This window comes from Methanolobus profundi, from assembly GCF_900114835.1.
Classification (GTDB): domain Archaea; phylum Halobacteriota; class Methanosarcinia; order Methanosarcinales; family Methanosarcinaceae; genus Methanolobus; species Methanolobus profundi.
The window spans coordinates 102617-123595 of sequence record NZ_FOUJ01000007.1 but is presented as its reverse complement, the minus strand read 5'-3'; the positions used below and the strand labels follow the sequence as shown (position 1 = coordinate 123595).

The 20979-nt window shown below is 42.0% G+C and carries 30 protein-coding genes and 2 tRNA genes; 16 read left to right on the top strand and 16 right to left on the bottom strand.

The window, feature by feature from the left end:
* Positions 1-48: 48 nt before the first annotated feature.
* The 12 genes from BM008_RS13820 (at position 49) to BM008_RS13780 (ending at position 5651) form a co-directional block, all read left to right on the top strand.
* Complete coding sequence (locus BM008_RS13820) at positions 49-297, top strand: hypothetical protein (protein ID WP_091938036.1); 249 nt, start codon at positions 49-51, stop codon at positions 295-297.
* A gap of 25 nt (positions 298-322) precedes the next feature.
* Positions 323-1579, top strand: a complete 1257-nt coding sequence (locus BM008_RS13815; RefSeq protein WP_091938034.1) for a hypothetical protein — start codon at positions 323-325, stop codon at positions 1577-1579.
* A gap of 2 nt (positions 1580-1581) precedes the next feature.
* On the top strand, positions 1582-1887 hold the full coding sequence (locus tag BM008_RS13810) for a hypothetical protein (protein WP_091938033.1): 306 nt from the start codon (positions 1582-1584) through the stop codon (positions 1885-1887).
* On the top strand, positions 1884-2078 hold the full coding sequence (locus BM008_RS13805) for a hypothetical protein (protein ID WP_091938031.1): 195 nt from the start codon (positions 1884-1886) through the stop codon (positions 2076-2078). Before BM008_RS13810 ends, BM008_RS13805 begins: the two co-directional genes overlap by 4 nt.
* Positions 2078-2242, top strand: coding sequence for a hypothetical protein (locus BM008_RS15000; protein ID WP_177188093.1), 165 nt, complete (start codon positions 2078-2080; stop codon positions 2240-2242). The genes BM008_RS13805 and BM008_RS15000 overlap by 1 nt, the downstream gene beginning before the upstream one ends.
* Complete coding sequence (locus BM008_RS14995) at positions 2232-2402, top strand: hypothetical protein (protein ID WP_177188092.1); 171 nt, start codon at positions 2232-2234, stop codon at positions 2400-2402. The genes BM008_RS15000 and BM008_RS14995 overlap by 11 nt, the downstream gene beginning before the upstream one ends.
* Positions 2403-2411: 9 nt before the next feature.
* The gene (locus BM008_RS14990; RefSeq protein ID WP_177188091.1) at positions 2412-2585 is read left to right on the top strand and encodes a hypothetical protein; all 174 of its coding nucleotides are present in this window, start codon (positions 2412-2414) and stop codon (positions 2583-2585) included.
* A gap of 164 nt (positions 2586-2749) precedes the next feature.
* Positions 2750-3469 (top strand): zonular occludens toxin domain-containing protein, encoded by a 720-nt coding sequence (locus BM008_RS13800; RefSeq protein ID WP_091938029.1) that lies wholly within the window; start codon positions 2750-2752, stop codon positions 3467-3469.
* Complete coding sequence (locus BM008_RS13795) at positions 3466-3795, top strand: hypothetical protein (protein WP_091938027.1); 330 nt, start codon at positions 3466-3468, stop codon at positions 3793-3795. The genes BM008_RS13800 and BM008_RS13795 overlap by 4 nt, the downstream gene beginning before the upstream one ends.
* A gap of 408 nt (positions 3796-4203) precedes the next feature.
* A complete protein-coding gene (locus tag BM008_RS13790; RefSeq protein WP_091938025.1) occupies positions 4204-4863 on the top strand; it encodes a hypothetical protein in 660 nt (219 codons plus the stop codon).
* Positions 4856-5182 carry a hypothetical protein gene (locus BM008_RS13785; protein ID WP_091938024.1) on the top strand — a complete coding sequence of 109 codons (327 nt, stop codon included), beginning with the start codon at positions 4856-4858 and terminating at the stop codon, positions 5180-5182. The genes BM008_RS13790 and BM008_RS13785 overlap by 8 nt, the downstream gene beginning before the upstream one ends.
* Positions 5183-5186: 4 nt before the next feature.
* Positions 5187-5651 carry a hypothetical protein gene (locus tag BM008_RS13780; protein WP_091938021.1) on the top strand — a complete coding sequence of 155 codons (465 nt, stop codon included), beginning with the start codon at positions 5187-5189 and terminating at the stop codon, positions 5649-5651.
* Between the two features lie 107 nt (positions 5652-5758).
* Here BM008_RS13780 and BM008_RS13775 read toward each other — a convergent pair whose 3' ends face one another.
* Positions 5759-6664 (bottom strand): tyrosine-type recombinase/integrase, encoded by a 906-nt coding sequence (locus tag BM008_RS13775; RefSeq protein ID WP_091938019.1) that lies wholly within the window; start codon positions 6662-6664, stop codon positions 5759-5761.
* A 141-nt stretch (positions 6665-6805) separates the two neighbouring features.
* Positions 6806-6877: transfer RNA gene (locus BM008_RS13770), tRNA-Gly, on the bottom strand.
* Positions 6878-6981: 104 nt separating this feature from the next.
* Between BM008_RS13770 and BM008_RS13765 the strand changes: the two genes are divergently transcribed.
* The gene (locus tag BM008_RS13765) at positions 6982-8001 is read left to right on the top strand and encodes an ATP-binding cassette domain-containing protein (protein ID WP_245748058.1); all 1020 of its coding nucleotides are present in this window, start codon (positions 6982-6984) and stop codon (positions 7999-8001) included.
* A gap of 6 nt (positions 8002-8007) precedes the next feature.
* Here BM008_RS13765 and uvrB read toward each other — a convergent pair whose 3' ends face one another.
* The 4 genes from uvrB to BM008_RS13745 all read right to left on the bottom strand — a co-directional run bounded on the left by uvrB (position 8008) and on the right by BM008_RS13745 (position 11631).
* Positions 8008-9990 carry an excinuclease ABC subunit UvrB gene (gene uvrB / locus BM008_RS13760; protein ID WP_091938014.1) on the bottom strand — a complete coding sequence of 661 codons (1983 nt, stop codon included), beginning with the start codon at positions 9988-9990 and terminating at the stop codon, positions 8008-8010.
* Between the two features lie 142 nt (positions 9991-10132).
* On the bottom strand, positions 10133-10462 hold the full coding sequence (locus BM008_RS13755; protein WP_091938012.1) for a TIGR00304 family membrane protein: 330 nt from the start codon (positions 10460-10462) through the stop codon (positions 10133-10135).
* Positions 10462-10695, bottom strand: coding sequence for a TIGR00304 family membrane protein (locus tag BM008_RS13750; RefSeq protein WP_091938010.1), 234 nt, complete (start codon positions 10693-10695; stop codon positions 10462-10464). The genes BM008_RS13755 and BM008_RS13750 overlap by 1 nt, the downstream gene beginning before the upstream one ends.
* A 36-nt stretch (positions 10696-10731) precedes the next feature.
* Positions 10732-11631, bottom strand: a complete 900-nt coding sequence (locus BM008_RS13745; protein WP_091938008.1) for a hypothetical protein — start codon at positions 11629-11631, stop codon at positions 10732-10734.
* A gap of 578 nt (positions 11632-12209) precedes the next feature.
* On the opposite strand from BM008_RS13745, the gene BM008_RS13740 reads away from it, so the two are divergent.
* The 3 genes from BM008_RS13740 (at position 12210) to BM008_RS13730 (ending at position 14661) form a co-directional block, all read left to right on the top strand.
* Positions 12210-13445, top strand: coding sequence for a proteasome-activating nucleotidase (locus tag BM008_RS13740; RefSeq protein ID WP_091938006.1), 1236 nt, complete (start codon positions 12210-12212; stop codon positions 13443-13445).
* 86 nt (positions 13446-13531) lie between these two features.
* Positions 13532-13606 (top strand) — tRNA-Glu (locus BM008_RS13735).
* A 152-nt stretch (positions 13607-13758) separates the two neighbouring features.
* Positions 13759-14661, top strand: a complete 903-nt coding sequence (locus BM008_RS13730; protein ID WP_091938004.1) for a tyrosine-type recombinase/integrase — start codon at positions 13759-13761, stop codon at positions 14659-14661.
* Here BM008_RS13730 and BM008_RS13725 read toward each other — a convergent pair.
* The 10 genes from BM008_RS13725 to BM008_RS14775 all read right to left on the bottom strand — a co-directional run bounded on the left by BM008_RS13725 (position 14658) and on the right by BM008_RS14775 (position 20797).
* Complete coding sequence (locus tag BM008_RS13725) at positions 14658-14957, bottom strand: hypothetical protein (protein ID WP_091938002.1); 300 nt, start codon at positions 14955-14957, stop codon at positions 14658-14660. The two genes, BM008_RS13730 and BM008_RS13725, sit on opposite strands and share 4 nt — an antisense overlap.
* An 89-nt stretch (positions 14958-15046) precedes the next feature.
* On the bottom strand, positions 15047-15982 hold the full coding sequence (locus BM008_RS13720) for a hypothetical protein (protein WP_091938000.1): 936 nt from the start codon (positions 15980-15982) through the stop codon (positions 15047-15049).
* Between the two features lie 3 nt (positions 15983-15985).
* Entirely contained in the window at positions 15986-16141 is a 156-nt protein-coding gene (locus BM008_RS14985) for a hypothetical protein (protein WP_177188090.1), read from the bottom strand.
* On the bottom strand, positions 16134-16496 hold the full coding sequence (locus BM008_RS13715; RefSeq protein ID WP_091937996.1) for a hypothetical protein: 363 nt from the start codon (positions 16494-16496) through the stop codon (positions 16134-16136). The genes BM008_RS14985 and BM008_RS13715 overlap by 8 nt, the downstream gene beginning before the upstream one ends.
* Before the next feature lie 9 nt (positions 16497-16505).
* Entirely contained in the window at positions 16506-16895 is a 390-nt protein-coding gene (locus BM008_RS13710; RefSeq protein WP_091937994.1) for a hypothetical protein, read from the bottom strand.
* Between the two features lie 9 nt (positions 16896-16904).
* Positions 16905-17357, bottom strand: a complete 453-nt coding sequence (locus BM008_RS13705; protein ID WP_091937992.1) for a hypothetical protein — start codon at positions 17355-17357, stop codon at positions 16905-16907.
* A gap of 9 nt (positions 17358-17366) precedes the next feature.
* A complete protein-coding gene (locus BM008_RS13700) occupies positions 17367-18314 on the bottom strand; it encodes a hypothetical protein (protein WP_091937991.1) in 948 nt (315 codons plus the stop codon).
* A 1-nt stretch (position 18315) separates the two neighbouring features.
* Positions 18316-20076, bottom strand: a complete 1761-nt coding sequence (locus tag BM008_RS13695) for a carboxypeptidase-like regulatory domain-containing protein (protein WP_091937989.1) — start codon at positions 20074-20076, stop codon at positions 18316-18318.
* On the bottom strand, positions 20076-20393 hold the full coding sequence (locus BM008_RS13690) for a hypothetical protein (protein ID WP_091937987.1): 318 nt from the start codon (positions 20391-20393) through the stop codon (positions 20076-20078). Before BM008_RS13690 ends, BM008_RS13695 begins: the two co-directional genes overlap by 1 nt.
* Before the next feature lie 65 nt (positions 20394-20458).
* The gene (locus BM008_RS14775; protein WP_143072362.1) at positions 20459-20797 is read right to left on the bottom strand and encodes a hypothetical protein; all 339 of its coding nucleotides are present in this window, start codon (positions 20795-20797) and stop codon (positions 20459-20461) included.
* Positions 20798-20979 lie beyond the last annotated feature (182 nt).

Below are 20979 nucleotides of genomic sequence, written 5' to 3'. Positions count from 1 at the left end.
TTTAAGTACAATTCCCAAGATATCATGATTTACCCGAAGGAGGGTAACATGATGAAAGACAAAGAAGTTAAAACACTAGTTTTCATGGGCGGTTCCATTGACATAAAAGCCCCAGGTGAATTCACCAACGACAAAAATGAGGTTGTAAAATATGGTCCGAAAATAGACGTGAGTACCATTACAGACCATAAGGGCATAATCAAGCCGGAGATCTTCAACAATATGCTTGATGCATTGAGCAAGGACACTGATGCAAAGCAGGCAATTAAAGAGCTCGCTTCCTGGAAACCTAATTAACTCCACTCAATGAGAGGGCCAGCGTATGCCAACCACCAAGCCAATGCTCTTTTTACTGGCTCTCTTACTCCTGATTGTTCCTGCTTCTGCTTCTACTATCACTTATCATGAAAGTACTTACGGACAAGAATCAAGTTCTGAGGGATATTCTGACAGTTCTTATGTGCATGGTTCACAAACTGAATACCTCGAAGGAGACATAACCGGATATATTAAGTTCAATACTGCAAAACCACTTGGAACTCCTGAGAATGCTTATGTGATTTTAGGACTTCAAAATACTGCAACTGGTTCATATTACGGGCTTGCTAGCAAACAAAATTTGTATGGGACCTGGAACGTCTCATTTCAAAGAAGCGGATTACCAGCTGGCTATTATAGACAATATATGTATTTGTATTGTTATGAGTACGATGACGATACTAAGCGAATAACATGTACTTTGCTAAATGAAACCGTTGTTATCGATTCTCAACCCGAACCCAATGATAACCTTGTAGAATTCGCCTACGATGAAGAACAGCCTGACACCTGGATAGATGTGTCCTATTTTATCGATGACCTGCAGGAAAGTTATCATGAATTGGATGCAACAGTAACTCTTGATCACGACTACTCTTATTATCTTGAGTTCGACTATGACACCGAGCCTGTTCAGGTAACTATGCCTTTTACCCTGGGATCTTCATCAGGCACCAGGCAATTTCAAACACCAACCTTTCCATCATATCCCGATACCGTAGAAGCCTCTCTGGTAGAGGTCTACACAGTAACACAAACATGGTCCGGTCTGTCAGCTGTAATAGAAGAAACAGAAACCATCCTGGCAACTGATACTCTCTCCGTAACATCCTCTGCAAACAATACCAATAATGAGACACTACCCGAAGAACCGGAGGAACCTGATGATCCTATTCTGGACCCTCCGGAAATGCCAGAAAATCCATTCCAGAACGGAACAGAAGAGAACAACGAAACCGGATCATATGATTCTACATTTCTAAGTGGATACTATGGTTCTGTTGATACAGTAGGAGATTACCTATTCGGACCTGCTGAGAGTGGATTCACCTATCTGATGTATCCTGTAACTGCCCTCAACGATTCTGTAAATAGTGCTAACGTTTACCTTCTGGATTCAAGTACAGAAATGCAGGGGTACAACCCTATTGTTGCTTCCATATTTGCACCTGTAGTAAATTCAATGCCGCCAAAGGTCCAGGCTTTGATAACCTATAATCTGGTCTGGTTGATGGTTCTGATGATCTTTAAGAGGAAATGACCATGAGCTTACTTGATGTTGATTTTGAACAGTTCCTTAGTGAACTTCTATATGCTCTGCTTTATCCCCTAGAAGTCATATTCAGACATTTGACAAACATAATTCAGATAATCATAGGTGCTTTCGTTGGCCTGATAAGTTCCCTTTTCACATTCTTTAACTCCGTATACTCTATGATCAGTACCTTTGTCAGTCTCTGGATGCCCTCGGTCTGGATAATTCTAATTCTCATCATGCTTGGCATTGCCTTTGTATTGCGTATCTACTGGTTCCTAAAGGACATTGAGATACTGGGGAACAAAATATGAGCGACTTTCTACTAGCTTTAGGTTTCTTCCTGGATGTGATCGGCCTGGTATTCCAGATGCTTGATAATGTCTTCATTTTCGATGCTCATTCAGTCCTCGACCTATTCCTTGCTCTGGAATTTGTTGCAGTAACTATGTGGGGGATCTTTGCACTGATCGATGATAACTCCAAACATTCGGAGGACTCTTAATGACCTTTCAACTTGCTGATAATCTCTTTAATTCAACTATTGCGACCTCTTCTTATCCCTGGGGTCAGGAAGTCATTATCGCTTTACTGATAGTGATAGCATTTTGTGAATTATTACAAACCTTCTATATGCTCTACAGGAGGACGACTACCAATGGTAAGTAACGTAATGCCATTGATCTATGATTTCCTGGGAACTCCTACATCTGATGTAACTTACATCATCTGCATGCTTGTAGCAGGGTGCTTCCTTGTTCTGGTCTTTGTAGGTGTAATTGATCTTTTCAAGCTCATTGGTTCACACATAGGAAATGGGGGGAGGTGAGAAAGTAGAATGGGAACCCAAGAAATGCTCGATAACCTGTCAATAGTGATCATCTGGTTCATCGGTATTGCAACCGATGTCATGATGCTATTCCTTGAAATGCCTCTTGTCATTTTCACAGCTGCTGCAGTTGTTGGTATGGCCTTTGCTCTTGTGCGTAAGTTCTTCAGAGCTAAGAAATAACGTCGGGTCATGTGGAGTTCTTTAGACTTATTGATCATTTGTCTTTAGGATCCTGCATGACCGATGTCAAAAGTCCAGGGCAATGTAAGCATTGCCCTAGACGTACTTAAAATCCAATTTTAGGTGGTGATCTACTGTTCAATATATTGCTTTTCTTCCTGAGTATGATATACATATACTGGGCTCCTCCAAGGAAAGGTAAGACATTTACCTGTACTGCTGAAGCATTGAAGAGAATGGAAGAGGTCCATAAGAAGAGATTGAAAGACCCTGATTTTAAGGGTAGGGTATTCTCTAACTATCCCATTGAGCACCCTAAACTTGGCTTCTGTGATGTCTGGAAGCCTGAATATGTGTATCTCCCTATCTATGATAGCTACATTTTCATAGACGAAGCATACAGGGACTTCAACAGCAGGAAACATAAGAGTTTCACAGATGATGAACACCTGTTCTTTTCTACCAATGGCCATAATGGAAATGATATCAACCTGATAGCTCAAAATCCTGCAAGGATCGATCTTGTTATCCGTGAAATGACTGATACCTTCTTCTATGTAAAAAAGACCGAGATACCCTTGATAGGTCGTCCTCTCTGGTTCACTATTGATGCATACCTTACAGAAGATGACTTCAAACGCAGACACCAGGACAAAGAGGCCATGTATAACAGGTCTCATTTAAGGTTCTCTGGCAAGGTTGCAAGGGCTTATGATACTCACTATTTCCGCAAGGATTGCGATGAGGAACCAACCTTTGTTAATTGGTCTGAAGAATTGGGAATTGATCCAGGTAACAGGAAAGCTGAAAGATCATTTTTGCAAAACGCTATTGTTAGAATTAAAGATAGGTTCTCTTCTCCGGAGCTGGTGACAGATGAATGAAGATCTTATGTTCTTACAAGGTCTCTGGCATCTCTTATCATTGGCCTTTTCTGAGATATCCTTTAAAGTTCGTTCTTACTGGAAGCGGTGAAATGTATAATGCTACACTGAACACTACACTTGTACAATATGGAAATGATTTCCTGATATCAAATGATCAGGTCTTTCTTTCCCATGCTTTTACCATGGAATACGTTAAGGTCATCCTTCTAATGTTCCTGGTGGGTTTTGTCCTGGGATCTGGTCTAACTTCATTTGTCCTGGTGTTCTCGGATGAGCTCAAGGATAAGATCCAGGTAGTTGTAAAGAATAAGTTGAGATCTTAACTTTATACAGTGATTTTTTTCCTTATTGTACAGCTATATAATTTTACTTTTTTATTAAAACTATTTACTACTGTAGTTATTGTTTGTGTTTTGAGTTGTTCCGGACGAGCTCATCCAGACAGCTGCAGAAACGCCAGGGAAATTATAGAATTGCCTTTTTGTACAATCCCGTTGCAGTAAAATGAGAGTGTTTGAGCTCATGCAGGGGCCAGCCTTCAGGCTGGCCCCCTATGCTCCTTATACCGAAGGATAATGCGACGTATGGAGAAGAAACTCAACTTGAGTTTTATTTTTCGTTTAATTTATGCTTTAAAGTATGATTAAATAATCCAACGTACAAATAAATAATTTTATAATCTATTACTATGTATTAGTGAACATACATAATAATCAAAATGGAGAAAATAGATGTCTGACAAAGATATTGTTTCCTTAAAATTATTTGGTTCAAGAGAGCCTCCTTCATTTAGAAGTGAACTTGACCTTTTCTTAAAACAAGATGAAAAAGTTCTAAATGATATGATTAGCCGTGCTTCACCTTCAATAGAAAAAGATCCTGCTAAAATCGTAGATGAACTGTCTGAGGAATACCAAATATCAGATAGAGACATAAACTATATTTTAAGAGTAGCCACATATTTTTACGTGAACTTATATAATGAAACTATTAATTGTGATGAATTAAGAGTTTACATAGACTCCAACGATGCTTACACAAAAGTCATGAATATATATGATTCATGTGGAAAAAAATACGCACAGAATCTTGATGAATATAAAGATGAAATGAATTCTATTTATTCAGTAGTACCATCGTTAGCAGGAATTTCATGGAATACAAACTTAAGATCAGTTGTTACAGAAGAAGGTGATTTCAAAAAGTTTGTACCTGTTGTTCAGATTAATATGTTTTCTAAAAAAGATGAAGATGGACAAGAAAGGGAAAATAATTTTACATTCCAAATGTCATATCAGGAACTGTGTGAGTTTATTCGAAACATAGAACGTGTTAAATCTGATTTAGAAGTTGTTAAATCTAAAATAGATCAAGGTAATTTAAATGCCTGAAAATAATCATGTTCGCAGTTTTGATACAATATCAATTACCACCTGCGTTGCTTTTATTAATATCTGCTTCGCACTTATATTCTATTTAAAAGGGGGGTATAGCCCTTTTGAAGAAGGATTAACAAAGGTTTTTGTACTTTTCATTGCTATAATAGATGTGGCATTCTTGGTCAGTGCAATGGCCACATATGTAGGTATGCTTATTTCCACATATGAGGAGAAATTGACTGAAATGGTGTCTATAAAAACTGTCTCGTATGCAATAGGAATTGTAGGATTTACATATGCAACATTGCTGATGTTATTTGAACTGGTGTGAAAATATGGAAAATGCGCATAAGATGTTTGTTTCTCATGCAGGTATTTTGATATCTGGTATCTTAATAGTAATAGGTATTTACTTTGGTAATGCCGTAGTAGGTACTATAGGATATATTTTCATGTTGTTAATGGTTATTCTTAATCAAATTTGTGCAAAAAATCTCAGGCATTGTACTACTGATACTGATAAAGCAAATGTTGAAGATAAAAAAGATGCTGATGTAAAAATAAAATCAGATTCATCTAATGCTACACCTTCCGTAATAAGTAAACTTCCTGCACCTGTTGTAATAAGTAAAAAATATCCAACGGCTATTAGAACTCGCTCAGGTCCTGGAACAAGAAATGTTTTTTTTGCAAATATTGGGACTGATTATAAAGAAACTCCTGATTATTACCATATTGAAGAGAGAGAAAAAAAGAACAAGCATGAAGAAGATGATTTCACACGTAACATGTACATATGATATAGCATATAGCGCAGAAATACATGTTTGTGTTTGTTTCTTTTAATATTGTTAATGATTAGTAGTGATTGATGAATCTGCAAAATAAAATTTGCCTAATGTTTCATTCACATTATCAACTCTGGAACACAAGAAAGATACTCTTTCCTCACCAATTCCGGGTCAAATTCCAGGTAATTATTAGCCCAGGTCTTTTTCTTTAATGAATCTCCTCTGAGCCATTTGATATAAACTTCCTGCATCCCTGCTCTCTGCATCTGTGTAGTGAAAAATCCACGCAGACAATGGGAAGTTAAACGAGTGTGTAGGGGTCCGTGATGGTCATGCATGCCAAGAGGTTTAGCATAGTATTGAATGACTGCGTTAACGTAATCCTTGTGTATTCTGTGACCTGTGGTAGATATCCAGAGATATTCACTTTTTGGTTTCTGCTCTTCTCTCCAGATCAAGTATTCTTCAAGCAGGTCGTGAAGTTCCTGATCTACAAATCCAATCCTGATCTTGCGTTTCTTTTTTGAAGGCCAGTATATCATATCTTTCCTGAGATCAACGTCATCCTTCTTGAGTGCCAGGAACTCACCCTTACGTCCTGCAGTTTTAGCCAGGAATGTTACAATAGTTCTTTCCAATACTGATTCAGGCTCTATACTGCCTATCAATTGCCTCATTTCGCTTAGTTCTGGTATTTGCCTGGACTCTGGCATTTCAGGCTGATTAAGATATCTTTTCCTGATCTGGCCTACTGGATTTACTCGTATCTTTTCACAGAACAACAAATAATCAAATAGTCCGGATATAGCTGCAAAATCACGTTTGATAGTACCTACTGTAATATCCTTAGTTTGCAGATGGCCTAAATAATCAAGTATCTCGTGTTTCGTGCATTTTGTCGGGTCTGGGTACTCATCGAGGAACCTTCTAACACTGCCTCTGTAAGTTTGAACTGTGCGCAACTCTAGTCCTCGTAGTTCACAGTCCCTGACAAATTCATTGATTAGGTCCATTTGTACCATGTAAGTAAAACTTAGATGGAATTGTCATATAAAAATTGACTTTCTATAGATTCTATATAGGTACATAAAGTACTTTCAACTACATAAAATTATAAAAAGTGTAAACTGCTTAGATTGACAGTCTAATAAAAAAAGAGAAGATGCGCCGACCGGGATTCGAACCCGGGTTTAAGGCTTGGAAGGCCTCAGTCATAGCCACTAAACCACCAGCGCAGTTTGGACACCCAATACAGTCTTTTTTCAGATATAACGTTTTCGCCCGATAATGGACATCATAAGGCATCATATATAAATCGGAACGACATTCACAATATCTAATGAGTAAGGAAATGCCGGACATAGCCATCAGGACCGAGAGCATCAACAAGAGATTCGAACAGGTAACCGCTGTAAAGAATATAAACATCACAGTTGAGAAAGGAGAGCTTTTCGGGTTGCTCGGACCCAATGGAGCAGGAAAATCAACACTCATTGGCATGTTGTCCACAATGCTCAGACCCACTTCAGGAAATGCTGAGGTTTGGGGATACGACATACGCTCGCGCTCCACAAAAGTGCGCATGTCCATAGGAGTGGTATTCCAGGGCACCACCCTTGACCAGAAGCTCACCGGGCGCGAGAACCTTGACATTCACGGCAGGCTCTACGGACTGGGAAGAAAAGAGCGCCACGAGCGCATCCGTGAAGTACTCGAACTCGTAGAGCTCAGTGACTGGGCTGACGAGGTGGTGCAGAAATACTCAGGCGGAATGATGCGCAGGTTGGAGATAGCAAGAGGACTCATGCATCATCCAAACGTACTCTTCCTTGACGAACCCACCCTGGGACTTGACCCCCAGACAAGGAACCACATCTGGGAATACATCAAGAAGCTCAACCAAGAAAAGAACATCACAATGGTGCTCACCACACACTACATGGAAGAAGCTGACATGCTCTGCAACCGTATAGCTATCATCGACCATGGAGAGATAATCGCAGAAGGCACCCCCGCAGAACTAAAGGCAAAACTCGGCGGTGACATCATAACCCTGAACTTCATCTCAGAGGAAGAAGCCACAAAGATGATGGAACACTACAAGCAAAGCAGCAGCACAAAGAAAATAACCACATCCGGCACATCCATTCGCATAACCGCTACAGACGGCGAAAGGACCATACCAGAGATCATGAAGATCAGCACCGAACTTGATCTTCACATAGAATCCGTCAGCCTGAGAAAACCAACACTTGATGACGTATTCCTTCACCACACCGGTAAGAACATAAGATACTCAGGTCCCGAGGACCGAAAAAGAAGACGGGGCATAAGGCGTATGAGCCGTAATGCCAGATAAGAAAAATCACAGAGAATACTGTTCCCGAAGCTCTTTTACCCTGTCACGAAGTTCTGCCGCCCTCTCGAACTCAAGATTCTTGGCAGCCAGATGCATATCAGCCTCAAGGTCAATGATGATGTCAGCGATCTCACGCACCGATGCATCCTCGGCAATTGCCATGACACCTGAAGCAGCCTGATATTTCTCACCTTCAACAAGCTCCTTCTGCAGAGCCTTCTTAATGGTCGTAGGAGTTATACCATGCTCCTTGTTGAACTCCACCTGAAGCTTGCGACGCCTCTCAGTTTCACCAATAGCGCGTGCCATGGAACCAGTTATATTATCAGCATACAGAATGACACGCCCCTCTGAATTTCTGGAAGCACGTCCGATGGTCTGTATAAGTGAGCGATCGGAACGCAGGAAACCCTCCTTATCAGCATCCAGTATCGCAACAAAAGCAACCTCCGGAATATCAAGTCCCTCTCGCAACAGGTTGATACCCACAAGCACATCAAAATCACCCTTTCTCAGACCCCTGACTATCTGTGCCCTTTCGAGAGTATCGATATCAGAGTGCATATACCGGACCTTGATACCAAGTTCCAATAAATAATCCGTAAGGTCCTCGGCCATCCTTTTAGTCAACGTGGTCACAAGGGTCCTGAAACCTTCCCCGGTCACCTTGCGGATCTCACCTATAAGGTCATCCACCTGATTCTCCACCGGACGAATGGTAACTTCAGGATCAACAAGTCCCGTAGGACGAATGATCTGCTCTACCACAGCCTTGCTTTTCTCAAGTTCATACTCCGCAGGTGTCGCAGACACGTAGATCACATCATTGAGCCTTCGCTCGAACTCATCATAACGCAACGGTCTGTTATCAAGAGCAGATGGCAGGCGGAAACCATACTCTACCAGAGATTGCTTCCTGGCCCTGTCCCCATTATGCATTCCACGCACCTGCGGGATGGTCACATGGGACTCATCGATAACAACAAGATAGTCTTCCGGAAAGAAGTTCAGTAATGAAGATGGAGGCTCGCCGGGACGGCGGCCGTCAAAATGCCGGGAGTAATTCTCAATACCACTACAGAAACCAAGTTCCCTTATCATTTCCATATCAAATTTGACACGCTGCTCAAGCCTCTGTGCCTCAAGCAGTTTATTCTCAGACCTCAGCACAGCTAAACGATCGTGCATTTCCGCCTCAATGGTCTTGAGGGCATTTTCAATATATTCCTCCGGCATAACAAAATGCTTTGCAGGATAGATACCAATAGATTCACCCGGAAGCACCTCTTCCAGCACCTTCCCGCTTACAGGATCAAAGTAAACCACCCTGTCCACCTCATCACCGAATAGCTCGATACGGATACCATGCTTTTCCTGAGCAGGGAATATCTCAATGGTATCTCCCCTCAAACGGAAAGTACCCTGAGTAAAGTCGATGTCATTCCTTTCATATTGTATGTTAATGAGAGACTCCAGAAAAGAAGGTCTGTCAATTTCCATCCCTGGAGTGATCATCACAGACATTGCCCTCCACTCCTCAGGAGAACCGAGGTTATAGATACATGAAACACTGGCAACCACAATTACATCCTTGCGTTCAAGTAATGATTTAGTAGCCGAAAGTCTCAGGCGGTCTATCTCTTCATTAACGGATGAATCCTTCTCTATATATGTATCCGTGGTGGGAATGTAAGCCTCAGGCTGGTAGTAATCATAATAACTGACAAAATACTCCACCGCATTGTCAGGGAAAAAATCCCGGAACTCAGAGAACAACTGTGCCGCAAGCGTCTTGTTATGGGCTATAACAAGTGTCGGTTTCTGTACATTCTTTATCACATTGGCTATTGTGAATGTCTTCCCCGAACCTGTCACACCGAGCAATGTCTGGTGTTTTTTTCCAGACTGCATACCTTCGGTCAACTGGGCAATTGCCTTTGGCTGGTCACCCTTCGGACTATACTCTGAGACTAGTTTGAAAGGACGCATCAATATCTGTATTGGACCGAATGCGTATAAACATATTCACAACTTCGATGCATACGTATTACAAGCTCAAATACATCCAAACACATTATCACAGAATCACTACTTCACCACAACAGGACAAAATGCGGATCACACATCGTGTTCAGAAGAACACGAAGTATAATACCATGAGAACTATGACCAGTATGATCAATGTCTGAGTGCTCTTGTTGTCAGAACCGATGATGATAGGGATCGGTCCGAGCATGATGATACCTCCACCTCTGACCTCTGTCCTGTTTTCTGCAGGATCCCTGCCGACCCCATGACCCATATTCTCTGAATACTCACTGCCCCCACCGAAGGATGAAACATATTCATGCCCGGCATCCTTCTTTGAAGTATCCTTTCCTGAAGCACCTGTAGAGGAGATCAGGAGGAAGCCCGCAAATATCATGAACAGCCCAAGGACAACAAGAATAAGGCCAGACATTAGAGTCTCCTCCTGACAAGAATGTAAACGAGAGCAATGAGCACACCTGCCCAGAACATCGATGATGTGATCTCAGGCGAGGAGCCAAATGCTATCGGAATAGGACCGATGAGAACAACTCCTCCAAAGCCATCGCTACCATTTGATGATAAAGAGATCGTCCCCATGAGAACGAAAATAAAGCCCAGAACTACAAGGACAATTCCGGAATTAAGAATACCCTGCTGACGCATAGGAATTGATATAGAAAAAGTAAATTAAAAGTCTGTTCAGTACTGAAGCCTGTGATACGCAGGTGCATCAGTAGTTTCTTCCATCCTGTATGTTGGTTCAGGTTCGTCAGCAATGTAACGATATTCACGCTGCGTCCTGTTACCCCTGCGTTCAAGAAGGTTCTTGCGATACATACGGGACAGATATGTGGATACTGTACTCTGTTTTATCGCACCGTAGATCCTCTCATAATGCTGCTGAACATCCTGGGAAGAGAACCACACACGAGGATACTCATATCTAAGGAAGAGTTCAAGCCTCTCATTAATAGTAAGAGACTCGTTCAGCCTTTCCTGCAATCTCGGAGTCCTGCGATGCATTGCCTGATCCAGATGTGGAACAGCCGGCTGATGTTGCATGTTTGGAGTTACAGGAGGATGGACCGTAGATGTAGAGTGTGCCGGCTGCCCATATCCATACTGTTGCGGCCCCACAGGAGGTAGGTTTGGCTGCACGTATTGTTGTGGTGGTTGATAATTTGTCATTACAGGCATCTGCTGCTGTTGCATCGGTTGTTGATACTGTTGCTGCACAGGGACCTGTTGAATTGGCTGCTGGAACTGCTGTTGCTGGTAAACAGGTTGAGCCTGTTGTTGCTGTACAGGCTGGAACTGTTGTGGCGGAGCTGTCTGCTGGCCAGGTTGTATATTAGAAGATACTTGTTGCTGAACGAATTGAGGATGGTATGCACTCTGATCAGCCACATGCATCTTAGAATTAGATGAAATGGACGAAGGTTCGGTTATGTTGTCGGTCTCGTCTTCGACTGTGTCTATAAATGCAAGAAGGCGCCTTTTCCAGTGCCTTCCCGCAAATTCGACATTTGCGCTCTCAGTGCCATCGTCATCGATGATCTCAAGCCGAACCTTCATCCTTTTGCCTCTTTGCGGATCCATTCATCCCCTCAGATATTGATGGATTCACAAAACCATTTATCCCCTCAGACAATGGTGTTGCTCTTTTAATCGTGATCCGTTGTATTGTGAACACATCAGGAACACAGTGTTTCTCAGTGCTTCACAATTACATACATGTTTTTAATATTATATAAATATTTGCTCTAATAATTGTCTGCAATTGTCTTAAAACAAATCTAAGCTTTAATATAGCTTATTTTTGATAATTAAGACATCAACACAAACTAATTATGTAGAGGTACATGCCTACAATACAAGAATTGAGATAATAGTTAATAAATATTTCGTTCTTTGTCGAATTTCGGGATGAAATCATCGTATCCATGTACTGAAAACTGATTTTAGACCATAATATACAAAATAAGTAGCTTAAAACACTTTATTCTAAATATAAAGCTCGAAAACCCGAACAAATCGTGTTTTCTGTGAAAGAAAGAAAAAGTCCAAAAACACCAATAATTCCAAGATCATCGAAGAAAAAAAGGCATGCAGCAAACAAAAACACCACCTATCATCGCAGTGGGTTTTATATCCGATGATGCCCATATTAGGTCCCTATGTCAAATAGCAGTGCCGAATCACCAATTGACACTATTAGTTCAAAGATAAAGACCCAGATAGAATCTGATAGTCTTGACGAAAAAGATGTAGAATCATTACTTCACGAGATCGAATTACTTAAAGTCAATAACGAGAACATGCGCGCCAAGCTACTTGAAGCTAGCATGCTGGCGAACAATTACCTTGAAGAGACGAACAAGCTCAAGAGACAGATAGAGCAGCTCACCACCCCACCACTTTTCATCGCCACGGTTATGGAAGTCGATAATAACCAGGCACTTATCAGACAGCACGGCAACAATCAGGAAGTTGTGACAAGGATCCCTGCCAACATTAATGTTGAGGCAGGAATGAGGGTTTGTGTTAATGCCGCATTCTCTATAATATCTATAATCTCCAGAGCTGCGGACGTGCGCGCACAGGTTATGGAGCTTATCAATTCTCCAGGAGTCGACTATGATATGATAGGCGGCCTGGACGATGTGCTAAAGGAAGTTATCGAATCCGTAGAACTTCCGCTGCTTGAACCAGAGCTCTTTGAGAAGATAGGTATCGAACCACCAACCGGTGTGCTGATGTACGGCGCGCCCGGAACAGGTAAGACACTTATCGCAAAGGCCGTGGCTTCAAGGGCAAATGCTACATTCATCAGAATGTCCGGATCCGACCTCGTACAGAAATTCGTAGGAGAAGGTGCACGCCTTGTGAAGGACGTTTTCCAGATGGCTCGCGACAAGTCCCCATCCATCCTTTTCATTGATGAGATAGATGCTGTGGGCGGCATGCGTACCCATGATGGAACCACAGGTTCTGCTGAAGTGAACCGTACAATGCTCCAGTTACTTGCGGAGATGGACGGTTTTGACGCAACTCAGAATGTAAAGGTAATTGCAGCAACCAACAGAATTGATCTGCTTGACCCTGCCCTGCTTCGCCCAGGACGTTTCGACCGTGTCATCGAAGTGCCACTTCCAGATGAGAAGGGACGCTCAGAGATATTTAAGATCCACACCCGCAAGATGAACTTTGATGAAGATGTGGACTTTGAGAAACTGGCAAGGATCACAAGTGGCCTCAGTGGCGCAGATATCAAGGTTATTACCAAGGAAGCCGGTATGTTCGTCCTGAGAAGACGTGGTGAGAGCATCACAATGAAGGATCTCATGGAGGCATACGACAAGGTTGTCTCAGAAGAAGAGGAAACAACTTCACCTCACAGTATGTTTGTATAAAAACACAAACATACTCCTTTTTATCCGAGACGAAAGCTTTATATTGTTTAAGTGACTTTCAAGGGTGCTGTTAGGCAATTCAGAATGCTCCGATAGTGTAGCACGGCCAATCATGCAGGACTCTCACTCCTGCGACTGGGGTTCGAATCCCCATCGGAGCATCTGTCTTCATTTCTTTTAACTTTTCTAAAACTCAATATATAATTTTATATAGATAGATTTTTGAGACTGTTCTATATATACATCTATAGATTTTATAGATAAACCAATTATATAGAAGTTCCATTCTTTCTAGAAGCCGGTGGCGTGAAAAATGGAGCTGTTAAAGGCATATCTTGATGACTGTAAAGTACGTGGACTAGAGTTGCGCACAATCCAAAGTTATAAAAGTAGTTGCAAAGAGTTCCTTGATTATTTCCCTGAACCGGAAGCAGTGAATAAGTTCTTATTAGTCGAATACCTCCAGCACCTGCAGGAAAGAGGTAAAAGACCAAGCACTATACAACGCGATTTTTCAGCCATATCTGGCCTTTATGAGTACATGAGATTCATGGATCTCGTAACGAACAATCCTGTCCTGCAGATACGAAGTCGATATCTGGAAAAGAACTACGAGCCAGACAGGAGATTCATACCTGAACTGCAGGATATGAAACGACTCCTTAGAGCGATCCAGCATGATGAAGATGAGATGATACGAGAGGTAGCTATGATCAGCACCCTGGCAAAGACAGCCAGTCGCAGAGGCGAATATCTTGAACTCAAGGAAGAAGATATTGACCTGGAAAGGGATGAGATATACTGGCCTTCAAAAAAGAAACGCAGGATTAGACTGGGTTTTATCGACAACGAACTACACAATATATTAGAAGAATACCTTGAATGGAGAGCTCCAAGAGCAAAGACAGACTATCTCTGGATCTCGAACCGTGGAGGAAGGATCCACAAGGATGATACTAACAATATCCTTGCATACTATGCTGAACCCCTAGGACTTCACAATCCCAACGGACCCCTGCATAAGAAACTTACTTGCCATTGCCTACGTGGCTTTTTCACCACACAGATGCAGAGAGCAGGAATGCAGGAAGTTTACATCAAATGGCTCAGAGGGGATTCTCTGAAAAAGAAAACATGGGCTAGTAATTACATTGAGTTCGATCCCGAATTGGTAAGAAAGGAATATTTGTCGTGTGTACCTGCTTTGCTTGATTAAGCAAGCAGGCCCTTCTCCCTCAATACCATCCTTGCACCCGTATTAAGGATTGTAGAAACGTTCATCCGATTCTCCTGGATCGTACTAATGATTTCCGGATCAAGTAATAAATAAGGGTCAACTTTTACAGCTACTTCTGGGATGTATCCCTGGCTGATCAATATTTTTTCCGTGCCTATGTTCACAAGGTCCGAGGGGTTCAAAGCATTCTTACGGATGATATCCACCAGCTCAGACTCCATACGAACATCTAGCCTTATCCTTTTCTTAGGTTCCAGACCTGTTAATCTACGCATGACAATGGAAGACGCCACCTATAACACCACTATATTGATAGTATTCTTTCTATATATAGATTGACTGGAATATATATCTGCAAATCTCATTATAATTTGACAGGATTCATCAAGTCCTTCAGCAACATATCTTTGATAGTCTGCAGGTCCGACCTGTTGATATCATCCTTTTTCTTAATGAATGGAGAATTCTGTGGTGTGATCTTCCCGCTATAATGAACTGATCCATAGTGCCATCCTTCTCCATAATAAGGAATTTGCATTATGTCTGTGAAAACCTTATCAGGAAATGCAATTATGGCCTCATTATTCTCCAGTGTCTCGAACTTTTTGTTATACCGGGATAACCTGGGCTGTTCAGCTGACGTAAAAGAGCCACCCCTATTGATCATGAACCAATTAAAAGAGGATCTTACACCTTTTCGGAGCTTTGTCCATCCGTGAGTACTGGCCACAAAACGGACTCTTAGGGACCTTAATGTTTCAATGTTATACTGTATCTCAGCACCAAAAGCAGCATGTTTAGAATCATATGCCTGGCCTTTCCCCGGAGCTACCCGATGAAACTCATCATAGAAAATAGAAAGAGGAACAGGTAAACGATGGTCATGTGCCATATCAATGAGCCTGGAAAATATTGATGTGATCACAGGAGTGAAGTACTGAGGTTTCCGGATGAAAGGCTCGATGCAAAGGATATTGATCATACCTCGTTCCAGGGATCTCCAGACATCTGCAGGATCAGTGAACCATGTTTTTGTATATTCCACTGAATCAGAAGTGATATCGATATCCATCCCTTCTGGAAGGAGAATATGAAGTGGTCCGAACTGTCCCACCAAGAGGAGCTCATTGGACTTTCCTGCATCGTTCCAGAGAATGGTTTCCTCAGGAGCTCCGGACCTTAGAGCATCAAGGATCCAGATCAGATCTTGAGTCTTACCACTTCCAGTTATTCCCAGATTGAGCAGGTGCTCTCCCGGGTGTTGAATGAACTCCCTCTTAAATCGTTCCTGCCAGCTCATAGCTTAGAATTCTCCCAGGAACTTCCTTACCTTCTCTGACAGACCTCTACGATTATACTTGAGCTCACCAATAAGCAGACCGCAGGCCATGCAGACACCTCCAACGAACAGGCAGGCCATTTTATAATCCCACCATGTGATCATAATGTATTCACTCACTTCTATCACTCCATTTTGTAGCTTTGACCGTCATCAGATTACTTTGTGAAACAAGGTTCTGCTTGTCTATCACCTTGATCAGTTCTGTTCTGGTATCGTCCAGGACCTGCTCATATGCCAGCCTCTTCGCCATCACTGCAGTATCATGGTCCATAATAGGCTCATAGCTCTCCCTGAGTAGCTGCATCTTCTCCCTGATCGGTTTGATTAAATCCTCTTTACCGTCCAGCATGGCTTCTACATCTGAGAATATAATAGCGATCAGGTTCGTCCTCTGATATAAAGAACCGTTAGAATTATAGATCAGTGACATCAGGGCCTCTGAAAGATGAAACGATAATGCAGACTTTACCATATGATCACCTCAATTGTTCTTGTTTCTCCGGAACCTGTCCCAGGCACTCTTTTTCTGTGGCCTTATCTTCTCGATCTGCTCGGCCTCGGAGTCATGAGGGTTGAATATGTAAGTTGGCCTTCGAGCATGACACTCGACAAACTCCTGACGACCCATACGATCCCGGGACCTGCTAAGTCCTCCATAGTTCCCCAGGAATGCCATAGTCTGAGGAAGTGGAAGTACACACTTATCGAAAGACCGGAGCATCGCAGTTACTATTATCTGCTGCTCCGATAGGTCCTGCATCGAGTCAGAATCATCAGTGATGAGCTTTGATATCTCCAGGTTCTTTTGAGCATCACTTGAGAACTGGCTGGCAGATGTCCGGAGAAGATCCTGTGCTTTATCAGATTCCATCAGCTCACCTCAGAACAAGATCCCTGTGAAGAAACCAACACCAATTCCCAGAAAGAAGGCAATGAATATAGTCCTCCTATCAGGTTTTAGTGTGTATGCCCTCTGCATCAGTGTGGTGTCCAGGATGGCAGAGACCTTTGCAGGACTGGTCCTGAGAGTTAGCAAGGATACCTTCCTGGCATCTTCACCTTCACCCACAGATTCCTCCTTATCAGACCGTTCCATCTTCAAAGATACACCTTTTCCGCCATCCAGAAGGTAGACATGCTCAGGCTTTTTACCATTAATACTGAAAGGAATGGTAGCCTCTGACAGAACGTACTCCTTATTGTAGTTAGGATCCCTGGCTGTTTCATCATCTACATCAAGACTCACAAGATCGATACCATCAAGTCCAGGTCTTACCCTTAGAGCCTTGATCTTCTCATTCTTTCCTTTTGATTTCTTCTTTCCAAATTGCATAGCATTCCCTCATAATGGTTTTATTGAGCTGACCATTGCAGCGATCATCTTGATGATATCAATAAAAATGGATACACTCCCAACTGCAATTTTGAAAACAAATTCAATAACATTCTTGTGTGTAGAAAGGATTGTATCAATAATCACAAAGATATTGTCATCCTTTTGCGTCTTGATTATTGAGGCTGAGAGGATGAAGAACTCAATGGTCAGTATCGTTGTTTCAAGATATTCCACAAAGAACAAGTTGAAGTAAAAGAATACATCATCAATAATGAGCACACTTATCTCAAGACTATCAGACAGATAAGGCCCAACTCCAGGAACTTTTTCTACAAATGAAAGTATGGAACTCCACGCCCATGAGAACAATTCATCAAAGGATGAAAAATAATCAGTAATAGAAGAACCTTGTATCTCTTCATATTCCTCTGCGTCAACATAGGTTACTTTAATGTCAAAATAATTATCACATGACGACTGAACATTATCGAATACAACAACCTCACCAAAAAGGCCTATATTTTCAAAGGTTGCTGACAAAGGTAATATCCCGACATAAACATCTACATCAAGATTGAAATCCGATGCTGAAGCCTCTGAATAATAGTACTGTATCTTGATGTCCGTATCAAATGCAATGGGTTGAAGGTCGCTTATTGTATAAGATTCAGAGGTGCCGTTGGGATACACAAGAGTTACATCATAGACCCACCAACCCCGCGACTTAGTATTATTAACATATATAAAATACTCTTTTCCAAATGCATCAAGCACAGTTGTGCTGTTGAAGTTTGCATCTATGTTGTCAAGATTGACGCTTACTATGTAGTAATCGTTTGGAACTTCATAATCTACATACAATAGATTATCTTTCTCATAGGTTTCCTCAGCTGATGCTATAGAGACAATACAAAGGAAAAGAAGAGAACAAACGACAATGCACCTGAGTTTCATATCACTTTAATCCCTTCTTGACAGCTGCCACGAATACCACAAGTATAAGAGTAGGGATCAGATTCGGTACTGTCTCTTCAGCATTTTCCAATGTACTCCTTGCTGCAGCTCTCCCCGGCCGGTAGTCATCATCAGAACTGCTGGAACTATCATCCTCGTCTTCCTCATCAGACAGGCCTCCGGATTCTCCCTCTTCGGTTTCCTCGTCTGCTTCTTCATCATCTGCCTTCGGCACAAGCAGAACAGTATAGATATTGTCGGAACTATCGAAAGTGAAAGTTGCCTGATAGGATTCAAAATAGGTTTGCTGTACCTTTATTGTATAGGTATCTCCATCTGTCAGACCTGATATCTCAAAATAGCCTTTTGCTGTCACATCACTTTTAGTAGTACTCCCATCCGAGACAGTCACCGTTGCACCTGTGATCGCAGCTCCGGAAGTGGAGGATGAGACAGTACCATAAAGAGTGGTCGATGCTGCAGGACTTGGCTGCAAGTAAGGATAATAAGTATACGAGGACCCGGAGAATGTGAAATCAGAGACGGTCTTTGTAACATAGTTGGAGGCTGATACTGTGATATCCCAGGTCCCTTTAGGAATCGTTAAACTGTAATCTCCGCTACTGTCTGTTGTGGTTGTCTGTCCTGCCACGGTGATAGTAGCACCAGATATTACTCCCTCCGTTTCTGCATCCCTTACACGACCATGAAGTGTAGCTTCCCCTGTAGGTGCATCCTCTGTGTATGCATAATCATAACCTAATTCATTACTGCTACTGTCATAGGCCCTGATATAGAACAATTCGCCATAGGGTCCATTACTTGGAAGCTGATATCCTGCTGTACCATTACCCTCTACAGAATACTGCTGAAAGTATGTGGCTCCGGTTGGAGTTGTTCCTGAGTAGAACTGGATAGTAGCACCTTCAGGCATATTGTAATAGCTGAAGGTCATGTTCTCATCCCGGTCATAGATATATTTAGTAAATTCCAGAGCTGCTCCTGAGGAGGTCATCTGCATAGTGTCGTTTGCTATCTCAGTTGCAGAATAAAGGACTCCAGCTCTTGTCATGAGCTCTGCCCGGAACTGGCGGGATGAATAGGAAGGAACTGAATACTGTACAGAACCAGACTCTGAATAGACAAATTGTCTTTCTTCAAGTTCCCATACAGAGCTGGTGGGATTGTAGGATCTGACATCAATGAAATTCTCATTGCTTTCTACGTAAGTAGGATACGTGTAGTTGATCAGAGCGATATCGCCTGATGAATATGTGGACTGATCCCAATCAATGTATTTTGCTTCTTCCTCTTCCACTGCTGAATCTGTTACAACTGTTCCATTCTGAATAGTGATTTGCATACCTCTGCTATCATCACTGTACTCATAAGCATAAACATACAGTACAAGCTTGTAGTCCCCTTCGGGAAGGTTAGAAATCGTTGATGTACCATAATATGTATTGTAAACGTTCTGACGAGTGACAAAGAAATATTTTCCTCCGGTTTCAATGTTATACAAGCCAGCACTTCCATAGGCATTGTCTGGAGTTCCTATATATTTTGAAGTCGTCACAGTGTAACTGATGTTACAGTCACCTACAAGATGATGAACAGTACTACCATAAGAATAGGAACTGTCAGAGTACCCCTCAGATGATGCCTCTCTGCAGTAAAAAGAATCAGTGTACGTATGTGATGATGCTGATGCAGGCAGCACCAACAAACAAAGAGCTAACATAACCAATACTATTCTTTTCATTATAACCTCCGATAGACAACATACACCGATCCAAATATCACCATGAACCACAACAACCAGGTGAGAAGAACAGGCATCTCCAGCTTCAGCAACTCAAGACCATTCAAAGGATTCTGAAACCAGATATCCTCTGCAGGCCGGATGATGAACACATAATCATAGTTCGTGTCAAGTTGCAGACTTCCTGTGCTGTTCGTTTGACCTACCAATTTTGAACCGTTGGCTGTCGGCTGGTAAACCTCAATGTCAATGTTCCTGCCTAACTGGAGATCTGAAAAAGAAATAGTGATATTCTCTGCAGATGCAGGAATTATCAAGAGGGTAACAGCCAGTATGGAAAATAGAAAGGTGGTGTATTTCTTCGTGTTACCCTCTCCTTATCTTACCGTTTGAAGACCTTGAATGCGCTGCTGATACCATCCAGGATAGAATCAAACATTCCTGTTGCAAACCCGACAACCGCCAGGACAAGGATGATAGGCACTGCTGCCATGATCAAGTTTCCAAAGCTCGGAAGGACCGTTGCCAGACCGTCAACCATGTCTGTCATCTCAGTCCAGTTAATGGACGTTGATGCAGATGCACAGCCTATCATAGCCATTGATACCAGGAGACAACTACCCAACCAGAACAGGGCTCTTGTTTTCCACATTGCATTCTGTTTCTTTTCTGTACTGCCTTCTGAAGGCACGTTGCTTATACATTGGTTCGCTTTAGCCATAGTGATCGGATTCAGTGTCTAATGTACAATTTATTTATAAGCCGTAGAAACTGCCACTTTTGGCACTAGATACCAAATTATACAGATACATATTAAAAACAGAAAGAAAGTGCCACCTTTGACACTATCTAATATGATTCATTAAAGTATGTACATACTTACACCGGAAATTAATAGGAATG

Coding starts and splice junctions, on each gene's coding strand:
- BM008_RS13820 (WP_091938036.1), top strand. CDS start 49: ATGATGAAAGACAAAGAAGTTAAAACACTAGTTTTCATGGGCGGTTCC.
- BM008_RS13815 (WP_091938034.1), top strand. CDS start 323: ATGCCAACCACCAAGCCAATGCTCTTTTTACTGGCTCTCTTACTCCTG.
- BM008_RS13810 (WP_091938033.1), top strand. CDS start 1,582: ATGAGCTTACTTGATGTTGATTTTGAACAGTTCCTTAGTGAACTTCTA.
- BM008_RS13805 (WP_091938031.1), top strand. CDS start 1,884: ATGAGCGACTTTCTACTAGCTTTAGGTTTCTTCCTGGATGTGATCGGC.
- BM008_RS15000 (WP_177188093.1), top strand. CDS start 2,078: ATGACCTTTCAACTTGCTGATAATCTCTTTAATTCAACTATTGCGACC.
- BM008_RS14995 (WP_177188092.1), top strand. CDS start 2,232: ATGGTAAGTAACGTAATGCCATTGATCTATGATTTCCTGGGAACTCCT.
- BM008_RS14990 (WP_177188091.1), top strand. CDS start 2,412: ATGGGAACCCAAGAAATGCTCGATAACCTGTCAATAGTGATCATCTGG.
- BM008_RS13800 (WP_091938029.1), top strand. CDS start 2,750: ATGATATACATATACTGGGCTCCTCCAAGGAAAGGTAAGACATTTACC.
- BM008_RS13795 (WP_091938027.1), top strand. CDS start 3,466: ATGAAGATCTTATGTTCTTACAAGGTCTCTGGCATCTCTTATCATTGG.
- BM008_RS13790 (WP_091938025.1), top strand. CDS start 4,204: ATGTCTGACAAAGATATTGTTTCCTTAAAATTATTTGGTTCAAGAGAG.
- BM008_RS13785 (WP_091938024.1), top strand. CDS start 4,856: ATGCCTGAAAATAATCATGTTCGCAGTTTTGATACAATATCAATTACC.
- BM008_RS13780 (WP_091938021.1), top strand. CDS start 5,187: ATGGAAAATGCGCATAAGATGTTTGTTTCTCATGCAGGTATTTTGATA.
- BM008_RS13775 (WP_091938019.1), bottom strand. CDS start 6,664: ATGGTACAAATGGACCTAATCAATGAATTTGTCAGGGACTGTGAACTA.
- BM008_RS13765 (WP_245748058.1), top strand. CDS start 6,982: ATGAGTAAGGAAATGCCGGACATAGCCATCAGGACCGAGAGCATCAAC.
- uvrB (WP_091938014.1), bottom strand. CDS start 9,990: ATGCGTCCTTTCAAACTAGTCTCAGAGTATAGTCCGAAGGGTGACCAG.
- BM008_RS13755 (WP_091938012.1), bottom strand. CDS start 10,462: ATGTCTGGCCTTATTCTTGTTGTCCTTGGGCTGTTCATGATATTTGCG.
- BM008_RS13750 (WP_091938010.1), bottom strand. CDS start 10,695: ATGCGTCAGCAGGGTATTCTTAATTCCGGAATTGTCCTTGTAGTTCTG.
- BM008_RS13745 (WP_091938008.1), bottom strand. CDS start 11,631: ATGGATCCGCAAAGAGGCAAAAGGATGAAGGTTCGGCTTGAGATCATC.
- BM008_RS13740 (WP_091938006.1), top strand. CDS start 12,210: ATGTCAAATAGCAGTGCCGAATCACCAATTGACACTATTAGTTCAAAG.
- BM008_RS13730 (WP_091938004.1), top strand. CDS start 13,759: ATGGAGCTGTTAAAGGCATATCTTGATGACTGTAAAGTACGTGGACTA.
- BM008_RS13725 (WP_091938002.1), bottom strand. CDS start 14,957: ATGCGTAGATTAACAGGTCTGGAACCTAAGAAAAGGATAAGGCTAGAT.
- BM008_RS13720 (WP_091938000.1), bottom strand. CDS start 15,982: ATGAGCTGGCAGGAACGATTTAAGAGGGAGTTCATTCAACACCCGGGA.
- BM008_RS13715 (WP_091937996.1), bottom strand. CDS start 16,496: ATGGTAAAGTCTGCATTATCGTTTCATCTTTCAGAGGCCCTGATGTCA.
- BM008_RS13710 (WP_091937994.1), bottom strand. CDS start 16,895: ATGGAATCTGATAAAGCACAGGATCTTCTCCGGACATCTGCCAGCCAG.
- BM008_RS13705 (WP_091937992.1), bottom strand. CDS start 17,357: ATGCAATTTGGAAAGAAGAAATCAAAAGGAAAGAATGAGAAGATCAAG.
- BM008_RS13700 (WP_091937991.1), bottom strand. CDS start 18,314: ATGAAACTCAGGTGCATTGTCGTTTGTTCTCTTCTTTTCCTTTGTATT.
- BM008_RS13695 (WP_091937989.1), bottom strand. CDS start 20,076: ATGAAAAGAATAGTATTGGTTATGTTAGCTCTTTGTTTGTTGGTGCTG.
- BM008_RS14775 (WP_143072362.1), bottom strand. CDS start 20,797: ATGGCTAAAGCGAACCAATGTATAAGCAACGTGCCTTCAGAAGGCAGT.